The sequence below is a fragment of the Streptomyces sp. SLBN-8D4 genome, assembly GCF_049739545.1.
Taxonomy (GTDB): Bacteria; Actinomycetota; Actinomycetes; order Streptomycetales; family Streptomycetaceae; genus Streptomyces; species Streptomyces canus_C.
The window spans coordinates 6,726,424-6,745,387 of sequence record NZ_JBMGQC010000001.1 but is presented as its reverse complement, the minus strand read 5'-3'; the positions used below and the strand labels follow the sequence as shown (position 1 = coordinate 6,745,387).

The 18,964-nt window shown below is 68.4% G+C and carries 15 protein-coding genes; 8 read left to right on the top strand and 7 right to left on the bottom strand.

All coding sequences use genetic code 11. From position 1 onward, the window contains the following. Window positions 1-72 precede the first annotated feature (72 nt). The 5 genes from yjfF to RKD20_RS30535 all read right to left on the bottom strand — a co-directional run bounded on the left by yjfF (window position 73) and on the right by RKD20_RS30535 (window position 6,026). Window positions 73-1,095 (bottom strand): galactofuranose ABC transporter, permease protein YjfF, encoded by a 1,023-nt coding sequence (gene yjfF, locus RKD20_RS30555; RefSeq protein WP_424880514.1) that lies wholly within the window; start codon window positions 1,093-1,095, stop codon window positions 73-75. Next, window positions 1,095-2,171: an ABC transporter permease gene (locus RKD20_RS30550; protein WP_424880513.1), complete on the bottom strand. Its 1,077-nt coding sequence runs from the start codon at window positions 2,169-2,171 to the stop codon at window positions 1,095-1,097. Before RKD20_RS30550 ends, yjfF begins: the two co-directional genes overlap by 1 nt. Next, window positions 2,168-3,706: a sugar ABC transporter ATP-binding protein gene (locus RKD20_RS30545; RefSeq protein WP_424880512.1), complete on the bottom strand. Its 1,539-nt coding sequence runs from the start codon at window positions 3,704-3,706 to the stop codon at window positions 2,168-2,170. Before RKD20_RS30545 ends, RKD20_RS30550 begins: the two co-directional genes overlap by 4 nt. A 115-nt stretch (window positions 3,707-3,821) precedes the next feature. After that, window positions 3,822-4,826: an ABC transporter substrate-binding protein gene (locus RKD20_RS30540; protein ID WP_424880511.1), complete on the bottom strand. Its 1,005-nt coding sequence runs from the start codon at window positions 4,824-4,826 to the stop codon at window positions 3,822-3,824. A gap of 153 nt (window positions 4,827-4,979) precedes the next feature. Further along, window positions 4,980-6,026: a LacI family DNA-binding transcriptional regulator gene (locus RKD20_RS30535; protein WP_424880510.1), complete on the bottom strand. Its 1,047-nt coding sequence runs from the start codon at window positions 6,024-6,026 to the stop codon at window positions 4,980-4,982. Window positions 6,027-6,679: 653 nt separating this feature from the next. Here RKD20_RS30535 and RKD20_RS30530 point away from each other — a divergent pair. The 8 genes from RKD20_RS30530 to RKD20_RS30495 all read left to right on the top strand — a co-directional run bounded on the left by RKD20_RS30530 (window position 6,680) and on the right by RKD20_RS30495 (window position 16,981). Then, entirely contained in the window at window positions 6,680-7,840 is a 1,161-nt protein-coding gene (locus RKD20_RS30530; protein WP_424880509.1) for a mandelate racemase/muconate lactonizing enzyme family protein, read from the top strand. Beyond that, window positions 7,837-8,841: a zinc-dependent alcohol dehydrogenase gene (locus RKD20_RS30525; protein WP_424880508.1), complete on the top strand. Its 1,005-nt coding sequence runs from the start codon at window positions 7,837-7,839 to the stop codon at window positions 8,839-8,841. Before RKD20_RS30530 ends, RKD20_RS30525 begins: the two co-directional genes overlap by 4 nt. A gap of 137 nt (window positions 8,842-8,978) precedes the next feature. Further along, window positions 8,979-9,947 carry a hypothetical protein gene (locus RKD20_RS30520; protein WP_424880507.1) on the top strand — a complete coding sequence of 323 codons (969 nt, stop codon included), beginning with the start codon at window positions 8,979-8,981 and terminating at the stop codon, window positions 9,945-9,947. 145 nt (window positions 9,948-10,092) lie between these two features. Continuing rightward, the gene (gene chvE / locus RKD20_RS30515) at window positions 10,093-11,199 is read left to right on the top strand and encodes a multiple monosaccharide ABC transporter substrate-binding protein (RefSeq protein WP_424880506.1); all 1,107 of its coding nucleotides are present in this window, start codon (window positions 10,093-10,095) and stop codon (window positions 11,197-11,199) included. Window positions 11,200-11,247: 48 nt separating this feature from the next. Continuing rightward, window positions 11,248-12,798 (top strand): multiple monosaccharide ABC transporter ATP-binding protein, encoded by a 1,551-nt coding sequence (gene mmsA, locus RKD20_RS30510; RefSeq protein ID WP_424880505.1) that lies wholly within the window; start codon window positions 11,248-11,250, stop codon window positions 12,796-12,798. Next, window positions 12,795-14,039: a multiple monosaccharide ABC transporter permease gene (gene mmsB, locus RKD20_RS30505; protein ID WP_424880504.1), complete on the top strand. Its 1,245-nt coding sequence runs from the start codon at window positions 12,795-12,797 to the stop codon at window positions 14,037-14,039. The genes mmsA and mmsB overlap by 4 nt, the downstream gene beginning before the upstream one ends. Window positions 14,040-14,106: 67 nt before the next feature. Beyond that, on the top strand, window positions 14,107-15,153 hold the full coding sequence (locus tag RKD20_RS30500; protein WP_424880503.1) for an aldose epimerase family protein: 1,047 nt from the start codon (window positions 14,107-14,109) through the stop codon (window positions 15,151-15,153). 175 nt (window positions 15,154-15,328) lie between these two features. Beyond that, a complete protein-coding gene (locus tag RKD20_RS30495) occupies window positions 15,329-16,981 on the top strand; it encodes a pyridoxal phosphate-dependent aminotransferase (protein ID WP_424880502.1) in 1,653 nt (550 codons plus the stop codon). 23 nt (window positions 16,982-17,004) lie between these two features. Here the strand turns inward: RKD20_RS30495 and RKD20_RS30490 are convergent, their stop codons facing one another. Continuing rightward, window positions 17,005-17,961, bottom strand: a complete 957-nt coding sequence (locus tag RKD20_RS30490; RefSeq protein ID WP_424880501.1) for an arabinan endo-1,5-alpha-L-arabinosidase — start codon at window positions 17,959-17,961, stop codon at window positions 17,005-17,007. A 471-nt stretch (window positions 17,962-18,432) separates the two neighbouring features. After that, a complete protein-coding gene (locus tag RKD20_RS30485; protein ID WP_424880500.1) occupies window positions 18,433-18,963 on the bottom strand; it encodes an SUKH-4 family immunity protein in 531 nt (176 codons plus the stop codon). Between the last annotated feature and the right edge of the window lies 1 nt (window position 18,964).

The window sequence follows — 18,964 nt, the reverse complement described above, 5'->3', positions numbered from 1 at the left end:
TGAGGATGATCCACCCCATCGCGTGCAAACCGACTTCCGAAGAACGCCGGAACGGTCCGCGTCCCCCTCGGCTCAGGTCTTCTTACGGGCCGTCATGGCGCGCTGGACCAGGATGAACGCGCAGAGCAGCACACCGGTGGCGATCTTCGTCCACCAGGAGCTGAGCGTGCCCTCGAACTGGATGATGCTCTTGATCAGGCCCAGGACGAGGACCCCGAAGAGGGTGCCCAGGACGTAGCCCGAGCCGCCCGTCAGCAGGGTGCCGCCGATGACCACCGCGGCGATCGCGTCGAGTTCCATGCCCACGGCGTGCAACGGGTCACCGGACTGGATGTAGAGCATGAAGAGGAGGCCGGCGAGCGCGGAGCAGAAGCCGCTCATCGTGTAGACCGCGATCTTCGTACGTCCCAGCGGAAGACCCATCAGCAGGGCCGACTGCTCGTTGCCGCCGATGGCGTACACCCGGCGCCCGAAGCGCGTGTAGTGCAGGACATAGAAGGCGGCGGCCAGGACGGCCAGAGCCACGACGGCACCGATCGACAGGTCTCCCACACCCAGCGATATCCGGGTCTCGGCCAGGCTGCTCACGGCCGAGTCCGAGATGGCGATCGACTCCTTGCTGATCACCAGGCACAGGCCCCGGAAGAGGAAGAGGCCGGCGAGCGTCACGATGAAGGGCTGGATCTCGAAGTTGTGGATCACGTAGCCCATGAGGAAGCCACCGAACGCGCCCACGCCCAGGGAGATCGGGACGACCAGGAGCAGGGGCAGCCCCACGTCCTCCACCAGCCAGGCCGTGAGCATGGTGGTGAAGCCGATCACGGAGCCCACGGACAGGTCGATCCCGCCGGACATGATGACGAAGGTGGCACCGACCGCGGCGACCAGCAGGTATCCGTTGTCGATGAACAGGTTGAGGAACACCTGTGGCTCGCCGAAGCCGTAGTTCTGGTAGCGGCTGAGGCCGACGATGTACATCACGAGGAACAGGCCGGCCGTGACGACGACGGGCAGCCGCCGGTCGCCCAGCAGCCGTGCGGACCTGGACGGGGTTCGGCTCTCCGGCGTCGTGGGAGTCCGGGTGGTCGCACTCATCACGACACCTCCATCTTGGGAGCGGCCTCGGGCTCCGCGGCGGGCTGGGCCGGAGCGGCGGCGCGGGCGCGGGCGCCGAAGACCTTGGCGCGGAACTTCGGGGACTGGAGCAGGCAGACGACGATGACGACGGCGGCCTTGAACACCAGGTTGGTCTGGGTCGGTACGCCGATGGTGTAGATCGTGGTGGTCAGGGTCTGGATGACGAGGGCCCCGATCACCGTGCCGCCGATGGAGAACCGGCCGCCCAGCAGCGAGGTGCCGCCGATCACCACGGCGAGGATCGCGTCGAGCTCGATCCACAGACCGGCGTTGTTGCCGTCCGCGGCCGAGGTGTTGGAGCTGATCATCAGGCCCGCGATACCGGCGCACAGAGCGCAGAACACGTACACCATGATCTTGATACGGCGGGACCTGATGCCCACCAGGCGGCTGGCCTCGGCGTTGCCGCCGACCGCCTCGACGAGCAGGCCGAGGGCCGTACGGCGGGTCAGCGCCACGGTGACGGCCACGACGGCCGCCACCACGAAGATGGAGAAGGGCAGCGTCAGCCAGTAGCCGCCGCCGATCAGCTGGTACGGGTCGCTGTTGATGGTGATGATCTGGCCGTCGGTGATCAGCTGGGCCACGCCTCGGCCCGCGACCATGATGATGAGGGTCGCGATGATGGGCTGGATGCCCATCCGGGCGACCAGGAAGCCGTTCCACAGGCCGCACACGACCGCCGCCACCAGGCCCAGGCCCATCGCGAGCAGCACGCCGGACAGGGCGCCCTGGTCCGCCTGGTCGCTGATGTACGAGCAGGTCAGGGCCCCGGTGATGGCGACCACGGCGCCGACGGACAGGTCGATGCCGCCGGTGGCGATGACCAGGGTCATGCCGACCGCCACCAGGATGAGGGGCGAGCCGAACAGCACGATCGAGACGAGGCTGCCGTAGAGGTGGCCGTTCGTCATGTGGATCGCGAAGAAGTCGGGGGTGAAGGGGACGTTGACGAGCAGCAGGGCGACCAGGACCGCGACCGGCCAGAAGAGGTGATGGCGCGTCAGTGCTCGCCAGCGGGAGGGGGTGGTCACTGGTGTTCTCCGCTCGCGATGGTCTCGAGGATCTTGCTGGTGGTGATCTCGGGTCCGTTGGTGAGCTGCGCCACCAGCTTGCGGTCGCGCAGCACTCCGATGGTGTGGCTGAGCCGGAGCACCTCCTCCAGCTCGGCGGCGATGTACAGCACGGACATGCCGTCCTCGGAGAGGGAGACCACCAGCTTCTGGATCTCCGTCTTGGCGCCGATGTCGATGCCGCGGGTCGGCTCGTCCAGGATCAGCAGCTTCGGCTGGGTGATGAGCCAGCGGGCGAGGAGCACCTTCTGCTGGTTTCCGCCGCTCAACTGGCCGACCCTGGCCTCCGGGTTGGCGGGCCGGATGTCCAGCGCCTTGATGTACTTGGCGACCAGTTCGTCGCGCTGGGCGGCCGGGATGGGCCGGGTCCAGCCGCGGGCCGCCTGGAGCGCGAGGATGATGTTCTCCCGCACCGTCAGGTCGGGGACCAGGCCCTCGGTCTTGCGGTTCTCCGAGCAGAACGCGATACCGGCGCCGATGGCGTCGTTGGGGGCGCTCATCGAGACCGTCTCTCCGCCGACGGTCAGCGTGCCGCTGTCCGGCTGGTCGGCGCCGAAGAGCAGCCGGGCCAGTTCGGTACGGCCGGAGCCGAGCAGACCGGCGAGGCCCACGACCTCGCCCTTCTTGATCTCCAGGTCGAAGGGGGCGATACCGCCGTTCCTGCCGAGGCCTTCCGCCTTCAGCAGTGACTCGCCGACGTCCGCGTGCAGTTGCTGGTCGTGGAGCTCCTCCAGCTGGTCCAGCGCCTTGCCGATCATCAGCTCGATCAGCCCGACCTGGTCGAGGTCGCTGACCATGTGCTCGCCGACCAGGGTGCCGTTGCGCAGGACGGTCATGCGGTCGCAGATCTCGTAGATCTGGTCGAGGAAGTGCGACACGAACAGGATCGCGACGCCCTCGTCCCTCAACTGCCGCATCAGGCGGAACAGTTCGAGGACCTCGTCGCGGTCGAGGCTGGACGTCGGTTCGTCCAGGACCAGGACCTTGGTTCCGGAGCCCTCGCCGTCACTGTCTCCGGTGCCCACCGACCGTACGATCGCCACCAGTTGCTGCACCGCCAACGGGTACGAGGACAGGGGCGCGGTGACGTCGATGTCGAGGCCGAGACGGTCGACGAGCTTCGCCGCCTCGCTGCGCATGCGCTTCCACTGGATGCGGCCCGCGCGGATCGGTTCCCGTCCGATGAAGATGTTCTCCGCCACCGACAGGTTGGGGCAGAGGTTGACCTCCTGGTAGACCGTGCTGATGCCGGCGTGCTGCGCCTGGAGCGGGCTGCCGATCCGCACGGCCTTGCCGTCGAGGGTGACGGTGCCGCCGTCCAGGGTGTAGACCCCGGTCAGCACCTTGATCAGGGTGGACTTCCCGGCCCCGTTCTCGCCCATCAGGGCGTGTATCTCGCCGGGGAAGAGCCGGAAGTCGACGCCCGACAGAGCCCTTACCCCCGGAAACTCTTTGACTATGCCCGTCATCTCCAGGACGGGCTGCGGCTCTGCCATGGCAGCGCTCCTCGTGGAATCGGTTCAGGCCCGCTGCGGGCCCGGCCCGCGGGGAGCCTTTCCGGCCGAGGCGTTCTCGGCCGGCCGAAGGCTCCCCGCCGGTGGGTGCGGTCGGTCAGTACTTGCGGGTCGGGAGGGCGGCCTTGGCCTGGTCCTGCATGAAGTCGCCCTCCTTGGTCTTGATCCAGCGCTCGACCGAGCCGCCGTCGTGGACCGTCTTCACGACCTCCATCAGCTGGGGGCCGAGCAGCGGGTTGCACTCCACGATGGCGTTGATCTTGCCCTCGGACATGGCGACGAAGCCGTCCTTCACGCCGTCGATCGAGACGATCAGGATGTCCTTGCCGGGCTTCTTGCCCGCCGCCTCGATGGACTGGATGGCGCCGATGGCCATGTCGTCGTTGTGCGCGAACAGGACGTTGATGTCCGGGTTGGACTGCAGGAAGGCCGCCATGACCTGCTTGCCGCCGGCGCGGGTGAAGTCACCGGTCTGGCTGACGACGATCTTCCAGTCGTCCTTGTGGTCGGCGTCCATGACCTCCTTGAAGCCCTTGGCGCGCTCGATCGCCGGGGCGGCGCCGGTGGTGCCCTCCAGTTGGGCGATCTTCACCGGGCCCTTGACGCCGGCCTTGGCCAGGACCTTCTCCAGGATCTTGCCGGCGCGGCGGCCCTCGTCGGTGAAGTCGGAGCCGACCAGAGTGACGTACAGGGACTGGTCGGAGGTCTCCACGGAGCGGTCGGTGAGGACCACCGGGATCTTCGCCGCCTTGGCCTCCTTGAGCACCGCGTCCCAGCCGGTGACGACCACCGGGGAGAAGGCGATGACGTCCACCTTCTGCGCGATGTAGCTGCGGATGGCGGAGATCTGGTTCTCCTGCTTCTGCTGGGCGTCGGAGAACTTCAGGTTGTACCCCGCCTCCTTGGCCGCGGCCTTCACCGAGTCGGTGTTGGCGCTGCGCCAGCCGCTCTCGGAGCCGACCTGGGAGAAGCCGAGGGTGATCGCCTTGCTGCCGCCGGACGAGGTGCCGGTGGACCCCTTGTCCTCCTTGGCGCAAGCCGCCAGGGTGCCCGCGGCCGCGACGCCGACCGCGGCGGTGAGGAAGTTTCTCCTGTTGAGCATGTTTCTTCTCCTTTGAAGAGCCGGTCCGGGAACGGACCGCCGGTACTCGTTGAGCCCTGGTACTTGATGGACCGACTCCGCTGCGTCCAGCCTGTCGATCACTATTCGAAATATCGGTCACACTGGTGTGCGAATGTGACTGCTGGCGCCGCGTCAGTCGAGAGCGTCCCCCGATTGAGGCCCGTGCGGAAACGTACTGGCACGGACGACGAGCTGGGGTTCGATGAAGATTCCCTGGGTCCCGGAGGAGGACCGGCCCTCGATCAGATCGAGCAGCAGGGAGATGCTCCGCTGGCCCACCGCCGCGAAATCCTGGCGGACGGTGGTGAGCGGCGGGGCGAAGTACTCCGATTCCGGGATGTCGTCGAAGCCGACCACCGCGACGTCCTGGGGAGTGCGCACCCCCGCTTCGCGCAGTGCCCGCAACACCCCCAGCGCCATCTGGTCGTTGGCGACGAAGACCGCGGTCAGTCCCCGGCCCACCCAGCCGGCCAGTTCCTGGCCCGCACGGTAGCCCGACAGCGGGCTCCAGTCCCCCCGCAGCGGTGTCGGCGGCTCGACCCCCACCGCTTCGAGGGCCGACCGCCAGCCGACGGTCCGGTCGACCGCCTCCTGCCAGTCCTCGGGCCCGGCGAGATGCCAGACCGTGCGATGGCCGGCGGCCAGCAGATGGCCGGTGGCCAGCCGCGCACCCAGCTGCTGGTCCACGTTGACGCTGGGGATCTCGGCTCCGGACCCGGTGCCCACGGCCACCACCGGGAAGGGGTACCGGAGTTCGGCGAGAGCCTCGGCCGCCGACCGCTGGGGGGCGAGGGCGATCACCCCCTCCACCCCGCCCTCGCTGAGGTGGTCCAGGGCTTCGGACAGCGTCTCCACCACCAGCTTGCGCAGACTGACGGTCGAGACGGTGTACCCCTCGGCACGCGCCGCCTCCTCCAGTGCGAACAGCGTGCTGGCCGGCCCGTAGAGCGTGGTGTTGGCCGAGACCACACCCAGGGTCCGGGTGCGTCTGGTCGCGAGGGCCCGCGCGGAGGAGTTGCGGCGGTAGCCCATCTCCTCGATCGCGCGCAGCACCTTGGCCCGCGTCGCGTCCCGCACATTGGGGTGATCCCCCAGGACACGGGAGACCGTCTGGTGGGACACCCCGGCCAGACGGGCCACGTCGGCCATGGTGGGCGGCCGAAGCTGCAAGTGGTTCACGGCCGCACCTCCTTGGCGATCGCTGACAGACGGGACCTGTGGTGCGGACGGTTGCGCGCCGCCCGGGTCAGACCGGGATTGCGCACACTTCCGCGACAACGGGCAGGTGGAACGAGTGGAAGCACCGCCGACACGTCGCTCGTACCCCCCTGGATGCCGGCAGGCATCGATCGATGAATGCGGAGGTCATTGTGAGCGCTAACAATTCCCAGCGGTCAAGAGGCCTGCAACGGGAAGTCGTCACGGTTCAATAACGTGACCGGTGGCAGGAGTTGGCGGGACGGCGGATCGGGGCGCCACCTGCCGCCCCCGCCGCGGGTCCGGTCCGGCGGCGCCGACGCGCGGTCCAGGACGTCCGCACATCGCCTCGCGGACGTCGCCCGAGGGTTCACGATCCCCACGCACACCGCCCGTGCGGCGGGACGACGGCGCGGGGCCGGACGGCCGGACCTCTCGTCGACACGGGTTCACCTACACGGCCGACATGGACACCTACAGGGGAACCCGTGGGTAACTGGCCGTCACATCGAAAACGTTTCTTGTTCGACCACCCGACCCATTGACACTCCGACCACGTCGTCCTTACCGTCGAGCCAGCATTTCGAACGTGGGCCGAAATTTCGAACAAGCAGAAAGCCTAGGGAGTAGCTGACGTGCGTATCACGGGAATCAGCACGCATGTGGTCGGAACGCCATGGCGCAACCTGACCTACGTCCAGGTGCATACGGACGAGGGGCTCACCGGCGTGGGCGAGACGCGCATGCTGGGGCACACCGACGCACTGCTCGGCTATCTGCACGAGGCAGAGGCCAACCACATTCTCGGGTCGGACCCGTTCGCTGTCGAGGACCTCGTCAAGCGAATGAAGTACGGCGACTACGGCCGGGCCGGCGAGATCGTGATGTCCGGAATCGCCGTGATCGAGATGGCCTGCTGGGACATCAAGGGCAAGGCGCTCGGCGTGCCGGTCTGGCAGCTCCTCGGCGGCAAGGTGACCGACAAGGTCAAGGCGTACGCCAACGGGTGGTACACGACCGAGCGGACGCCCGAGGCGTACCACAAGGCCGCCCGGGGAGTCATGGAGCGCGGGTACCGGGCGCTCAAGATCGACCCCTTCGGCACCGGCCACTTCGAGCTCGACCACGAGCAGTCCCTCTACGCCGTCTCCCTCATCGAGGCCGTCCGGGACGCCATCGGTCCGGACGCCGAGCTGATGCTGGAGATGCACGGCCGCTTCTCCCCCTCCACCGCCGTACGGCTGGCCAAGGACCTCGCCCCCTTCAAGCCCGCCTGGCTGGAGGAGCCCTGCCCGCCCGAGAACCTCAAGGCTCTGGAGAAGGTCGCCGCGAAGGTCGACATCCCGGTCGCCACCGGTGAGCGGATCCACGACCGCATCGAGTTCCGCGAGCTCTTCGAGAGCCAGGCCGTGGACATCATCCAGCCCGACGTCGGCCACATCGGAGGCATCTGGGAGACCCGGAAGCTGGCCGCGACCGCCGAGACCCACTACATGCTCGTGGCGCCGCACAACGTGGGCGGACCGGTCCTGACCGCGGCCTCTCTCCAGGTCGGCTTCACCTCGCCGAACTTCAAGATCCTGGAACACTTCAACGACTTCGCCGACGCCGAGATCAAGAAGGTCGTCAAGGGCGCTCCACAGGTCGTGGACGGGTACTTCCATCTCACGGAAGCGCCGGGCCTCGGAGTCGAGCTCGACGTCGACGCCGCTGCCGAATTCCCGCAGCAGCAGGCCCGGTTCGACCTGTGGGCCGAGGGCTGGGAGCAGCGCAAGCCGAAGGGCACCCAGCAGTGAGGAATGCCGTCGTCGTCGAGGCGCCCGGCGAGCACAGGCTGGTCGAGCACATCCCTCGTGAGCCCGCCGCCGGGGAGGCGCTCGTCCGCGTCCACGCCGTCGGGATCTGCGGCAGCGATCGCGAGGTCTACCAGGGCAACCGGCCCGAGGGGTACGTCCGTTACCCGCTCACGCCCGGCCACGAGTGGTCCGGCACGGTCGAGGCGGTGGGCTCCGAGGTGCCGGCGGCCCTCGTCGGCCGCAAGGTGGTGGGCGAGGGCTTCAGGAACTGCCAGGTCTGCGACCGCTGCCACGCGGGCGAGACCACGTTGTGCACGGCCGGCTACGAGGAGACGGGCTTCACCCAGCCCGGCGCCATGGCCACCACGCTCACTCTGCCGGCCCGGCTGCTGCACGCCCTCTCGGACGATGCCGACCTGACGGCGGCGGCGCTCCTGGAGCCCGCGGCCTGCATCGCCGCCGCCGCGCTCAAGGCGAACGCACGGCCCGGCGAGCGGGTCGCCGTCGTGGGCACGGGCACACTCGGGATGTTCGGCGTCCAGTTCCTGAGGGCGGGCTCGCCCTCGGAGCTGCTGGTGGTGGGCACTCGCAGGGACCGCGCGGAGCTCGCCACGGCCTTCGGCGCCACCGACTTCCGCACCCGGGACCAGGAGCTGCCGGACGACTTCGACGTCGTCATCGAGACCGCCGGGTCCGCGTCCGCCGCCACCACCGCCGCCTCGCTGCTCAGACGCGGCGGCCGGCTCGTCCTCACCGGCATCCCGGCCGCGGGCGCCGACGGACTCGACCCCACCGATCTCGTCGTACGGCAGCTGGAGGTGCACACCGTGTTCGGGGCACCGCCCGCGGCCTGGGCGCACACGGTGCGGGTCTTCGGGGCCGGGCTGCTCGATCCGGCGCCGCTAGTCACGCACGAGCTGCCACTGGACCAGTTCTCGCAGGCCATCGACCTGGCGGGATCCGGCGATCCGAAGGTCGGGAAGGTCCTCCTGCGGCCGTGACACACCCCTGAGCCGTGCGCCGGTACGCGGTACCCGACGACTTCGTACCGGCGCACCACCAAAGCCTTGCAGATCCAGAACCTTGCGCATCCAGAGCCGCGACCCTCGTCCGAAATATCAAACATGAAGGACAGACAGTGACCGAGACCACCGCCAGCGCGGCCCGACGACCCGGTGAGCAGGCGCTCGCTGCGCTCGGCCTGAACGCGCCCGCCCTCGCGCCCTCCGACGCCTCCCCGCACGCTTTCCCCGGTGGCGGCCGCTGGCGCACCGAAGTGCCCTCCGTGGAGGGTCCCGAGGCCCTCGGCGTGGTCCTCAAGGAGTCCTCGCGGCTCGATGTGCCGATCCACCGGGTCAGCCAGGGCTCGGGCGTGTGGATGCTCAGCGACGCCGAGATCACCGAGATGGTGGAGGCGACCGCCGAACGCGACATCGAGCTCTGCCTGTTCACCGGCCCCCGCGGCACCTGGGACATCGGCGGCTCCACCCGCACCGACTCCAGAGGCGGCGGGCTGCGCGCCCGCGGGCACGACGCGGTCGCCGGCTGCGTCGAGGACGCCGTCCGCGCCACCGAGCTGGGTGTGAAGTGCCTGCTCGTCGCCGACGAGGGGGTGCTGTGGACCCTGCACCGGGCCCGGGTCGCCGGGATCATCCCGGCCGACACGACGCTCAAGGTGTCGGCGCTGATCGGGCCGGTGAACCCGACCGCGTACGCCGTGTACGAGAACCTCGGCGGCGACTCGATCAACGTGCCCAGCGACCTGACGCTCGATCACCTCACCGAGATCCGCCGGGTGTCGGCCGCCCCCATGGACATGTACATCGAGGCCCCCGACGATCTCGGCGGCTATGTGCGGATGTACGAGGTCGCCGAGCTGATCCGGCGCGGCGCACCGCTCTATCTGAAGTTCGGCCTGTCGAAGGCTCCCGGGATCTACCCGTACGGGCACCACATGCGCGATCTCACGCTGTCGACCGCCAAGGAGAGGGTGCGGCGTGGCCGGCTCGCCCTGGACCTGCTCGCACGGCACGGGGCGGACGGTGACATGGCGCCGCTCGGCTCCCGGCTGCCGGGCGCGCTGAAGCGGTTCGAAACGCCTGCATAACGTTCCGGACAACGCCCCTTCACAAAAGCCCACGCAGTCGAACAGACTCCGACACAACCTCGACCCTTCCCGGTCCCTCCACACTGCCTCCAGGCACCCGTACCGCCGGACCGCACCCGGCCTCCCGACATCAAGGATGATGATCATGCGTACTCGTCGAGCCGCCCTCACCGCCATAGCCGGCGCCGCCTCGCTCGCCCTGACCCTCTCGGCCTGCGGCCAGGACAGCAAGGGCGGCAGCGAGGAGTCCACCGGCAGCGCCAAGGGAGGCACCATCGGCATCGCGATGCCGACCAAGTCCTCCGAGCGCTGGATCGCCGACGGCAACAACGTCGTCAAGAACCTCCAGGCCAAGGGCTACAAGACCAAGCTGGTCTACGGCGAGGACGACCCCGACCAGCAGGTCTCGCAGATCGAGAACCTGATCACGCAGGGCGTCAAGGGCCTGATCGTCGCGGCCATCGACAACAAGTCGCTGAACAACGTGCTCCAGCAGGCCAAGGACGCCAAGATCCCGGTCATCGCCTACGACCGTCTGATCCTCGGCACGCCGAACGTCGACTACTACGCGTCGTTCGACAACACCAAGGTCGGTGAGCTGCAGGCCAGTTACATCGTCGACAAGCTGGGGCTGAAGAGCGGCAAGGGCCCCTTCAACATCGAGCTGTTCGCCGGCTCCAACGACGACAACAACACCAAGTACTTCTTCGGCGGCGCGATGAGCGTGCTCCAGCCGTACATCGACAGCAAGAAGCTCGTCGTCAAGTCCAAGCAGACCAAGATCACCCAGGTCACCACGCTGCGCTGGGACGGTGCCACCGCGCAGAAGCGCATGGAGGACATCCTCACCTCCACGTACGGCAGCGGAAAGGTCGACGCGGTCCTGTCCCCGTACGACGGCATCTCCATCGGCATCCTCGCCGCGCTGAAGTCGGACGGCTACGGCTCCGCGAGCAAGCCGCTTCCGGTCATCACCGGTCAGGACGCCGAGCTCGCCTCGGTGAAGTCGATCATCGCGGGCCAGCAGACGCAGACCGTCTACAAGGACACCCGCAAGCTCGCCGAGGTCGCCTCGACCATGGTGGACGACGTCCTCAACGGCAAGAAGCCCGAGGTCAACGACACCAAGACGTACGACAACGGCTCCAAGGTGGTCCCCGCCTACCTGCTGCAGCCGGTGAGCGTCGACAAGAGCAACTACACCAAGGAACTGGTCGACACGGGCTACTACAAGGCGAGCGAGCTCAACTAGTCGAGCCACCTCCCTGTCGGCCCATCCCCCTGATTGAAAGGCACGACCATGGCGGGACCCGTCCTGGAAATGCGCTCGATCGTCAAGACCTTTCCCGGCGTCAAAGCGCTGTCGGACGTCACTCTGACCGTCCGTCAGGGCGAGGTCCATGCCATCTGCGGTGAGAACGGCGCCGGGAAGTCCACCTTGATGAAGGTGCTCTCCGGCGTCCATCCGCACGGCACGTACGAGGGCGACATCCTCTTCGAAGGAGAGGTCGTCTCCTTCAAGGACATCCGGGCGAGCGAGCAGCACGGCATCGTGATCATCCATCAGGAACTGGCCCTGGTGCCGTTCCTGTCGATCGCGGAGAACATCTTCCTCGGCAACGAACACGCCTCGGGCGGGTTCATCAACTGGAACGAGACGCTGAAGCACGCCACCGAGCTGCTGCGCCGGGTGGGTCTGAGCGACCATCCGGAGACCCGGATCACCGACATCGGTGTGGGCAAGCAGCAGCTGGTGGAGATCGCGAAGGCGCTCTCCAAGAAGGTGAAGCTGCTCATCCTCGACGAGCCGACCGCGGCTCTGAACGACGAGGACAGCGGCAAACTCCTGGATCTCATCCTGGAGTTGAAGAAGCAGGGCATCACCTCGATCATCATTTCCCACAAGCTCAACGAGATCCGCAAGGTCGCCGACTCGGTGACGATCCTCCGCGACGGGAAGTCGATCGAGACCCTCGACGTGAAGGCCCCGGAGACCACCGAGGACCGGATCATCTCGGGCATGGTCGGGCGCGACCTCGATCACCGGTTCCCCGACCGCACGCCGTACGAAGGCGAGACGGACGCGGCCCCGGCGCTGGAGATCCGCAACTGGACCGTCCACCACCCGATCGACCAGCAGCGCAAGGTCGTCGACGACGTGTCGATCCATGTGCGGCGCGGGGAGATCGTCGGCATCGCGGGCCTGATGGGCGCGGGCCGCACCGAGCTCGCGATGAGCGTGTTCGGGCGCACCTACGGCCGGCACGCGGGCGGCCAGGTCTTCAAGGACGGCAAGGAGATCCGTACGAAGTCCGTCGCGGAGGCGGTCGAGCACGGCATCGCGTACGTCACCGAGGACCGCAAGCACTACGGCCTCAACCTCATCGACAACATCAACCGCAACATCTCGCTGACCGCCCTGAACAAGGTCGCGAGGCGCGGTGTCGTCGACGAGCACGAGGAGCGCAAGGTCGCCGAGCGCTTCCGCAAGTCCATGAACATCAAGGCGCCCACCGTCTTCGAGACCGTGGGCAGGCTCTCCGGCGGCAACCAGCAGAAGGTCGTCCTCAGCAAGTGGATCTTCGCGGGTCCCGAGGTGCTGATCCTGGACGAGCCCACGCGCGGCATCGACGTGGGCGCCAAGTACGAGATCTACACGGTCATCGACCAGCTGGCCGCCGAGGGCAAGGCGGTCGTCTTCATCTCCTCCGAGCTGCCGGAGCTGCTCGGCATGTGCGACCGCATCTACACCATGGCCGCCGGACGGCTCACGGGTGAGGTCCCGCGGGCCGAGGCCACGCAGGAAGTGCTGATGCGCCAGATGACGAAGGACAAAGAGGTAACGCGATGAGCACCGATGTGACGAAGGTTCCGGCCGCGGCGCCGCCGGGCAAGGGCGGGGGGTCGTCCTCCGGCGAGGGCCTGCTCCAGCTGATGCTGAACGGGCTGCGCCGCAACATGCGCCAGTACGGCATGCTGATCGCGCTCGGCCTGATCGTCGCGCTGTTCGCGGTGTGGACCGACGGCGACCTGCTGCTGCCGCGCAACGTCTCCAACCTGGTGCTCCAGAACAGCTACATCCTGATCCTCGCGATCGGCATGATGCTGGTGATCATCGCGGGGCACATCGACCTGTCGGTCGGTTCGCTGACCGCGTTCGTGGGCGCCTTCGCCGCCGTGCTGACCGTGCAGCACGACGTGGCCTGGCCGGTCGCGCTGGTGCTGACCCTGGTGGTGGGCGCGGTCGCGGGCTCGGTCCAGGGCTATCTGATCGCGTATCTCGGCATACCGTCGTTCATCGTCACCCTGGCGGGCATGCTGCTCTTCCGCGGTCTGACGGAGATCCTGCTGGAGGGCCAGACCCTCGGCCCGTTCCCGAACGGTCTGCAGAAGCTCGGCAACGGCTTCCTGCCCGAGGTCGGCCCGAACACCAACTACCACAACCTCACCCTGCTGCTGGGCTTCGCGCTGCTGGCCTTCGTGGTCTACCAGGAGATCCGCGACCGCAAGCGCCAGCAGGAGTTCGCGCTGGACGTGCTGCCCAGGAACGCCTTCCTGCTCAAGCTCGTCGCGATCGCCGCCGCCGTCCTCGCGGTCACGATGCTGCTCGCCAGCTACCAGGGCGCGCCGATCATCCTGCTCGTCCTCGGTGTGCTGGTGGTCGGCTACGGCTACGTCATGCGCAACGCGGTCTTCGGCCGGCACATCTACGCGATCGGCGGCAACCTGCCGGCCGCGAAGCTGTCCGGCGTCAAGGACAAGAAGGTCACCTTCCTTGTCTTCCTGAACATGGGCGTGCTCGCGGCCCTGGCGGGTCTGGTGGTCGCGGCCCGCCTGAACGCGGCCTCCCCGAAGGCGGGCCTGAACTTCGAACTCGAGGCGATCGCCTCGTCGTTCATCGGTGGCGCGTCCATGAGCGGCGGCGTGGGAACCGTCCTCGGCGCGATCATCGGCGGTCTCGTCCTCGGTGTGCTGAACAACGGCATGAACCTCCTCAGCGTCGGCACCGACTGGCAGCAGGTCATCAAGGGCCTGGCCCTGCTGGCGGCGGTCGGCTTCGACGTGTGGAACAAGCGCAGGGTCGGCTCGTAGACCGGGTCGACCGGATCGGGCCCCGCCGGACGGCGGGGCCCTTCCCATGGGAGGAGAGGACAGACCGGTGAAAACGCTCTTCGGCAGGCTCGCCGACGGGACCGAAATCCACCGCTGGTCGCTGGAGAACGCCGGCACCCGGCTGAAGGTCCTGTCCTACGGCGGGATCGTGCAGTCCCTGGAGGTCCCCGACCGCGACGGCCGGTACGCGAACGTCTGCCTCGGCTTCGACCGCGTCGAGGACTACGTCGCCTCCAGCCCGTACTTCGGCGCGCTGATCGGCCGGTACGGCAACCGCATCGCCAAGGGCCGGTTCACCCTGGACGGCAAGAGCTACCAGCTCTCCGTCAACGACGGGGTCAACAGCCTGCACGGCGGCACCCAGGGCTTCGACAAGCGGGTGTGGGACGTCGAGCCGTTCACCGAGGGCTCGGACGTCGGCCTGCACCTGTACCACACGTCCGTCGACGGCGAGATGGGCTACCCGGGCACCCTCGAGGTGAAGGTGACGTACACCCTCACCCGGCACGGCGACTGGCGGATCGACTACGAGGCCACCACCGACCAGGCCACGGTGGTCAACCTGACCAACCACGTGTACTGGAACCTCGGCGGCGAGGGCACCGGCACCATCGAGGACCACGAGCTGCGCATCGCCGCCTCCCGCTACACGCCCACCGACTCGGGTCTGATCCCCACCGGTGAGCCGGCGACGGTCGCGGGCACCCCCTTCGACTTCCGCGAGAGCAAGCAGATCGGCCGGGACATCCGCGCCGGCCACCCGCAGCAGGTCCTCGCCAAGGGCTACGACCACAACTGGGTGCTCGACAAGGGCATCACGGCGAACCCCGAGCACGTGGCGACCCTGCGCGACCCGTCCTCCGGCCGCACGCTGAGGATCTCCACCGTCGAGCCGGGTCTGCAGTTCTACTCGGGCAACTTCCTCGACGGCACCCTCACCGGCACCGGCGGTCGCACCTACCGCCAGGGCGACGCCCTGTGCCTGGAGACGCAGCACTTCCCGGACTCGCCGAACCACCCGTCGTTCCCCTCGACGGTGCTGCGTCCGGGCCAGACACACCGGTCGACGACGATCCACTCGTTCGGCGCCTGACCTGGTCAGATGCCGAATTCGGGGTCGGGGTTCCCGAACTCACACTTCTTTCACACCCGTTGAACAGCGCCACGCAGGCATCCGTATGTAAGGGCGGCCCGTGCTCCCCCGCGCGGGCCACCCAATGACGACGGACCCGGTCGTCCCCGCCGGGTCCGCCCCATACGGAGGTTCGATGGCCGACAACGTCACCTCGTTGTTCCGCAGCACTTCTGCGCACAGCCCGTCCATGGCGGCGCTGGCGCGCGAAGGCGGAGACGGGACGGGGCCGGTGGACTTCTGTATCCCCTGCAATCCCTACTTTCCCACCCCGGCGATGATGGACACCATGGCCGCGCGGCTGAAGGACATCATCACCTACTACCCCAGCAGCGCCGACACGATCACCGCCGAGCTGTGCAACCTGCTCCAGCTCCCGCCGCAGGCCGTGGCGATGGGCAACGGCTCGACCGAACTGATCACCTGGATCGACCACCTGCTGGTCCGCGAGTCCCTCGCCGTCCCGGTCCCCACCTTCGGCCGCTGGACCGATCAGCCGATGGAGACCGGCAAGCGGGTCGACATGTTCCCGCTCCAGGAGTCCAGCGGATTCGCCCTGGACCTCGCGCAGTACGCCGACTTCATACGCACCCGGGGCACGCGGGTGGCGGTCATCTGCAACCCGAACAACCCCGACGGCGGCTTCATCCACAAGCACGCGCTCGTGCAGTTCATGGACGCCATGGCCGACCTGGACCTCATCGTCATCGACGAGTCGTTCCTGGAGTTCGCGGACGCCGAGCAGGAGCCCTCGGTGGTCCAGGAGGCGATGCTCCGGCCGAACGTGATCGTCCTGCGCAGCCTCGGCAAGAACTTCGGCCTGCACGGCATCCGCTTCGGCTACATGGTCGCCAACCCCTCCCTCGCGGGCCGGGTCCGCTCGATGCTGCCCAAGTGGAACCTCAACGCCTTCGCCGAGTACGTGGTGTTCATGCTCAAGGAGCACGGCGCCGAGTACGCGCAGAGCCTCCACCAGGTCCGCCGGGACCGTCTCGACATGGCGAGCCAGCTCGCCGCGCTGCCCGGCCTGACCGTCTACCCCTCCCAGGGGAACTTCCTCTTCGTGCGCCTGCCCGTGGGCGCCGAGGGCACCGTGGTCCGGGACCGGATGCTCACCGAGCACCGCATCCTCGTCCGCGAGTGCGGCAACAAGATCGGTTCTTCCAGCCGCTTCCTGCGGCTCGTGGTGCGCCCCCAGGTGGATGTGCGACGCCTGGTGTCCGGCCTGGAACAGGTGCTCTACGGGACCAGGAGGGGAGCCGCCGTGCCCGAGCTCGCTCAAGGGACCAGCTACAGCTCGGGTACGGCGGCAGTGGACCGGCTCGTCGGCCAGACCAACGGGGCCGGCATGCAGGACCTCGCGGCGATGGCCGTCGGCGGTGGAGGGATGGGCGGAGGCGTCGGCATGCCGATGCCGGTCGCCCAGCCGGTGGCGGTGGCCGCGGCGGCGCCGATGGGGGCGGTCGCTTCCATGGGCTCCATGGGCTCCATGGGTGCGGGGATGCCGATGCCGGCCCAGATGCCGACGCCGGCCCCGATGCCTGCCCCTGCCCCCGCTCCCGCCGCTGCCCAGATGCCGACGCCGGTGCCGCCTCCGGCTCCGGCTCCGGCGCCCTTCGCGCCGACTCCTCCTGGGGTGCCGGCCCGCGGCGGACTCACCGCCGCACAGGTGCGCGGCATGACCGCCCCGGCGCCGGGGGCTCCGCAGGAGCTGTCCCAAGCCCCCGCCACCGGCTGGCCCAACGCTCAGAGCTGGCCCAACGCGGCGGGCATGGGGCAGACCGGTTGAGCGGCCTCCGCATGTTCAACTGATCAGTACGCAACCGGCCAACCCGTGCTCCAGTTCAGCAGGTTGATGCCGAGCTTGGGTGTGCCGTTGTCGTTGCCGTCGTAGTAGTGGTAGACGATCAGGTCGCCGTCGGAGTCGTTCATGATCGACTGGCCGCCGGGGCCGATGTAGCGGCCGTGCGACTCCAGGACCGGGGTGCCGCCGTTGTTCGTCATCGAGACGCCGTTCTTGTCGACGTACGGCCCGGTGACGCTGGTGGCGCGGCCGACCTTGACCTTGTAGGTCGAACTGGTGCCGGCGCAGCAGGTGTCGTAGGACGCGAAGAGGTAGTAGTAGCCGTTTCGCTTCACGATGTACGGCGCCTCGACGGCCTTGGTCCCGGTGGGGCGGGAGGCGATCGAGTACCGGGTGGTGTTGGAGGAGAGCTGCTTGCCGGTGGCCGGGTTGAGCTGGATCATCTTCAGGCCGGTCCACCAACTGCCGAAGGACAGCCACCACTTGCCGTCGCCGTCGACGAACAGGTTCGGGTCGATGGCGTTGTAGTCACTGGAGGTCGTGGAGGTGTACACGGTGCCCTGGTCGCTCCAGGAGCCGGGCAGGCCGGTGCTCGACGTGGCCAGGCCGATGGCGGACTTGTTGGAGCCGAAGGTCGAGACGGCGTAGTACAGCAGGTACTTGCCGCCCTGGTAGGAGATGTCGGGCGCCCAGGCCTCGGTGGCGTACGACGACCACCAGCCCGGCTTGGCGGAGAAGGCGTCGCTGCCGGCCGTGAACGCGATCCGGTCGGTGGAGGTGCGGTAGCCGAGGCCGCCACCGGTGCCGTACAGCAGGTAACGGCCCGCCGAGGTACGGATCATCGTCGGGTCGTGGATGGTGGTGGCACCGGTGACGGTCCCGGGGTTGGGGTACGCGGAGGCCGTGCCCGGGATCAGGGCCAGCAGGAAGGCCACGGGGACGGCCAGGAGTGAGGTGCGGCGCACGGGCACGCTCCTTTGCAGGATGCGGGTGGGGGGATGTTCGATATGCCGATCACCGATCAGAGCTTCGGACGGGACCGTAGAATCGAACCCCTTGCGCGTCAATGGCCCGCGCACGCCTCAGTGGTGAGGGGTTCCGTGGCAGCCGTACAGGCGACGGTGTGGGACGACCGTGCTCCGGCAGCCGTAGGCGGCTGTTGATGGCCCCCGGAGTGACGCGGTGGCGCCGCACCGCTCGCCACCGCGCGCCGAGCTGACGTCGTCCGCTCTCTCGCCCTCGTCCAGCCTCACCGTTCACCGCGGTGGCGGACCGCCGGTCGTCGCGGAACTCCTGGACCGCACACGGGGCGGCGCCCCGGGGGCCCACTGACTCGCTCGGGGCACGCCGGGCACCACCCGCACACCCGGGGACCCGACGCCGTCAACGCGGGGCTGCGGGAGTTCCGGGACTCCCGGGTGTGCGCGTCGTGGGACTCAGCCGACCTGCTCGAAGACCATCGACCACCAGCTGTCCGGCTGGGCGAACGCGTAGGGGTCGCGGGCCTTGAGGTACTCGACGAGCTTGTCGGTGTACGCGGCGCGGTCCTGGGGTGCGGCCTGCTCCAGGTGCTTGGCGCGCAGGGCGAAGCGGTACAGGAACTCGACGAGGTCGGCGAGGGTGCGGTTCACGATCTCGGCGCGCGGCTCCGCGTCGAAGGACATGAGGATGACGTAGCCGCGGTCCATGTCGAGGCAGTACCGCATCGCCGGGTCGTCGGTGGGGCCACCCAGGACGAGGATGTGGGTCTCCTCGCCGCCCGCGGCCACCGGCACCACGGTGAAGGGATCGGGTCCCTCCTCGGCGGTGTCGAGGGTGAACAGCACGTCGACGAAGACGGGCACACCGACCTCGCACAGCACCTCGGCGTCGGCCTCGGACAGTCCGCGCTCCTCGGCGACGGCACGGTCCAGCGTGACCACGCGGTCCGCGCCGAACAGCTCCGTCATCTCGTCATGGGTGGCCATG